This is a genomic window from Ideonella azotifigens (assembly GCF_006519715.1).
In the GTDB taxonomy this organism is placed as follows: domain Bacteria; phylum Pseudomonadota; class Gammaproteobacteria; order Burkholderiales; family Burkholderiaceae_C; genus Ideonella; species Ideonella azotifigens.
In genome coordinates this window covers 1-3,596 of sequence record NZ_VIDT01000569.1, presented here as the reverse complement: position 1 = coordinate 3,596, position 3,596 = coordinate 1, and the positions used below count along the sequence as shown (strand labels likewise).

At 61.1% G+C, this 3,596-nt stretch carries 3 protein-coding genes; 2 read left to right on the top strand and 1 reads right to left on the bottom strand.

Annotated features, from left to right (window positions below; genetic code table 11):
- The first annotated feature begins 56 nt into the window (after window positions 1–56).
- Window positions 57–1,394, top strand: coding sequence for a hypothetical protein (locus FKP22_RS24200; RefSeq protein WP_141290223.1), 1,338 nt, complete (start codon window positions 57–59; stop codon window positions 1,392–1,394).
- Between the two features lie 65 nt (window positions 1,395–1,459).
- A complete protein-coding gene (locus FKP22_RS24195) occupies window positions 1,460–2,794 on the top strand; it encodes an AbiJ-related protein (RefSeq protein ID WP_231012724.1) in 1,335 nt (444 codons plus the stop codon).
- Between the two features lie 247 nt (window positions 2,795–3,041).
- On the opposite strand, the gene FKP22_RS24190 is transcribed toward FKP22_RS24195, so the two are convergent.
- The coding region (locus FKP22_RS24190) for an HlyD family secretion protein (RefSeq protein ID WP_141290221.1) at window positions 3,042–3,596 on the bottom strand (555 nt) is incomplete at its 5' end.

The following is a 3,596-nucleotide window of genomic DNA, read 5'->3' as shown; positions in this document are numbered from 1 at the left end:
GCTGACCCGCCAGGGCGTGTCCACACTTCCATGGATGGAATCACCGGCAGTTAGCGGTGAAGATGCATCCCTGGCGCCGCAGCAACGAACTGACCATCGAAGCCGCAAAGAGAGAGGAGTGTCATGCCCAGTTCGCCGCCGACAACGATGAAAATGCCAGGGGTGCTCATATTCGAGCGAGCCATCCAGCTCAGCGCCGTTCTGTTCGAGAACCTTTGGGACGAATTACTCGGCACGGGATCGCTCGGCATGTGGCTCGCAGAACAACCGAAGCCATGAGTGGCGACGGACAAAAGTGGCTGGCTGCGCGAACCGGACACCTTCTTGGAGGGCTTCGAGCATTCAACGGCTTTGAGCCAACGGTACACGTCTATCCGGCGGTCCCTGGTCAACAGGAGCTGAAATTCCTTTCGCGAGCCTATGGCACGCTGTACCAAGACCTCAAAGCCAGGGACCTACTGCCGATCGGCTTTGAGTTCCTGACGAACTCGCTGGAGGTCAAAGGCCTGGTACCTACAAATTGGCGGAGCTATCACCCGTGGGGACCAAAGAACATCTGGCCGTGCGAAGTCCAGATTGAAGATTGGTCACAGATCGGCTGGGTAGCCAGCAAGGAAGGCAAGGCCGAGTTGTGGGACCTTGCTCGACGGATATCTCACCAGCTTAGAGTCTGCGCGTGGCGCATGTATCAGCTGTCTGATGCGTACTATGCGCAGTTGAAGGCACGGACTGCCGAGCAGGATATCTCCGCGGGCCTCCGGTTCGAGGACGGATTCACCTGGCTCGGCTACCTGGCCGCTCAAGCGTATCTGGTCGACGCATGCATCCTGCGCGACTACCTCGCTGAGTTCTTTGTCGCGTTCGTATGCCCCGCGCCCGACCGCCCGAAAGTTCACATCGCAACCATGGCCGGAGCGAAGAAGCATGTGCTGGACAAAGTCAAGTCATCCAGTCCGTTGTTCGCCGAGTTGACCTCCGCTACATCTAAAGGAGGGTGGCTCTTCGAGCTAGGAGCCTACCGAGACCTTTGTGTACATTGCGTCCCATTAGCGAGATCCGAATCGAGGCTGTTCGCCGTAGGTATCGCTGTCCCAATCAGGGGCGCTGCCCCGCTTCTCGGCGTCTCGCTGCCTCTTCCTGCCGATCCTTCGGCAATCGCCGCCGAGAGAGCTTCTCCAAAGCGTGGCGACCGGCTGGCGGAAGAGCTCAAGCTCATGACCAGCGCGAATCGCGGTGAGGTCTCCAGCGCTGACGCGCTTCTGTATTGCTACTCCGCGCTGGACCGCTTGACTCAGCTGGCAACCAAATTGCGACAGTATTCTCCTGTGGAGCCTCAGATGCCCACCATCACGGATGCTGACCTGACCGGTGGCATCAAAGTTCGCTATGTCTAGCTATGGGTGCTGAGCGTATGGACGTTCCTGGGCTGCGCGACCTACTACGGCCGGTTGTCGGCGCCATGAAGGACGACGTGACTGACAGCCTGATTCCGCGCCTTTGCGACCGCATTGGCCTGCCTGCCCCCGGCGCGGCAATCTCCAAGCGAGAACGGCTATACGCCGCGTTCGACGCCCTGCCGGATGATCGCGTGCCAGGTTTTGCGCAGCGCTTGATCAATCTCGGGATGCTGACCTCGCAGGTGCGCAATTCGGTCCAGGACGTGCTCTGGGCGAACTTGCCGTGTGTCGAGGTCAGCAAGCGGCACCGCCGAGAACTCGCGCGGGCGCTGAACAAGCTGGATCGGATCTTCCGGAACTGGGAGCACACCGAAGCGCTGCTGCGTGCTGTCTTCGTGTTCGACACGAGCCTGACGGACTTCCTAGGCAGCAAGGTGGGCGAGTTGGAATGGGTACACCGGCACTTCTTCGCCTTCTCCGATGAGGCCGACGCCGACGCCGAGCAGATGTTTGAGATCTTGGGCGTCTTCGATCTTTCCAGCAATCGGTTCCAGGTGTTCATCGAGGGCATGGTGGCCGCAGACGTGCAAGTCGATGCGGACGCGCAGGTGGAGGTGGTCGAGGCCTGCAATGAGGTTCTGAGCACCTGCGGTGCTGAACTGCGTCAGGCGCGCGAAGAACACGGCTACCCTGTCTTTGAATTGGTCCCCCTGCGAAGCGCCCAAGGCCGACCGAAGACCCTGATCTTCGCGTCACGGGACAAACCTGACCTACGGTTCCAGGACGTCCTCAACAACGAGGTCGAGATCCTGTCCGATCCCTCCAATGTGTTGGTGTACGACCGGCCAATTATTGACGGCCTACGCTGGCGAGACCTACAGGCTTGGTGGGCTGAGCGCGAGCGCATCGCTGAAGCAAATAATGCAAAGGTCGACCTTTACCGTCGATTGAAGAGCAGCCTGCCGCTCAACTCACCGCCCCAGCTTCTGTTCTTCGAAACTTTCTTCAAGACATTTGGCGCTGACGTGCCAAGCCTCCCGGCGCTTCTGCCCGAGGTCTGGTTGCACTGGGATCCGAAGACTATCCATCAGCGTGGAGAACTAGCCTTCCTGAACCATCGGATGGACTTTCTCATGTTGCTGCCAGGCGGTCGGCGCTTCGTCTTCGAGGTCGACGGCAAGCAGCACTACGCTGTTGGCGATCTGGCCGAACCGAGGGAGTATGCGAGGCTCGCTGCCGGCACGCGTGATCTGCAACTCGCCGGGTACGAGGTATACCGATTCGGCGGCAGCGAGCTCGTCGGCAGGCACGGCCAAGAGTTGGTGTCGACCTTCTTCCGGATGCTATTCGAGGTCCATCGCGTTACTTCAAAGTTCTCAATGAACGTTGAGCGGTAGGTCTGCGGCAGTGAGATCGACAGCGCGGGCATCTGCAGTGCGATAGGCGATGCCGCGGCTCAGCCGCCACCGAGTGATCGCTCCCAGCCTGAGGTCACCAAACTGAAGCAATTTCCCACGGAAAAAGTTCAGTCTTGAATGAAAAGCAGGTTCAGCGTCGGCTCGCCGATGGCCGCTAAGTTGCTGACTCACAGCCGGCGACGTACAGCCTCCAGATAGGTCCGAAACGGAAACCTGTCCTGGGCCCTCAAAAGCCGGCTTCGCGCCAAAAAACGCTGAGCACGTGCCGTGCGATGCGCTTGACCATTGGCTCGGCGCGCGCGTGGATGCTGACCAGGCCGCGCCAGCTTTGCTCGGGCTCGTCATTGCCGCCGGCCACGTCCAGCGTCACGCGGTAGAGCGCCGTTTCGGGATAGAAGACCTCGCCTTGCTGGCGCACCGGCAGCTGGCCGCCGAGCGGGCTGGCGAGCAGTTTTTCGTTCAGCGTGCGGGCGGCGTCGCGCTCGATGCTGCGCACCTTCAGCTGCAGCGCGGGGCCGCGCAGCGCGTCGACGATGAACAGGCCTTCGTCGCCCACTGAGAGACGCCGTACTTCCTGCTCGTCTGCATAGGTGATGACTTGGCGTGGGCCGGTGGCGACCAGCCGGCCGAGCACTTCGTTCTGCGCCACCCAGTCGCCCACGTGCAGGTCCGGGTCCAGGTCGTAGAAGCGGCCGGCGAACGGCGCGGTGGGTGCGTAGCGTTGTGCGTCCGCCGAGACGGTGCGGGCTTCGGCCTGCGTGGCCTGCATCTGCTCGGCGGC

What these genes read in the sequence shown, in the direction of transcription:
- FKP22_RS24195 (WP_231012724.1), top strand. Translation starts at nt 1,460, where the DNA reads ATGAAGGACGACGTGACTGACAGCCTGATTCCGCGCCTTTGCGACCGC.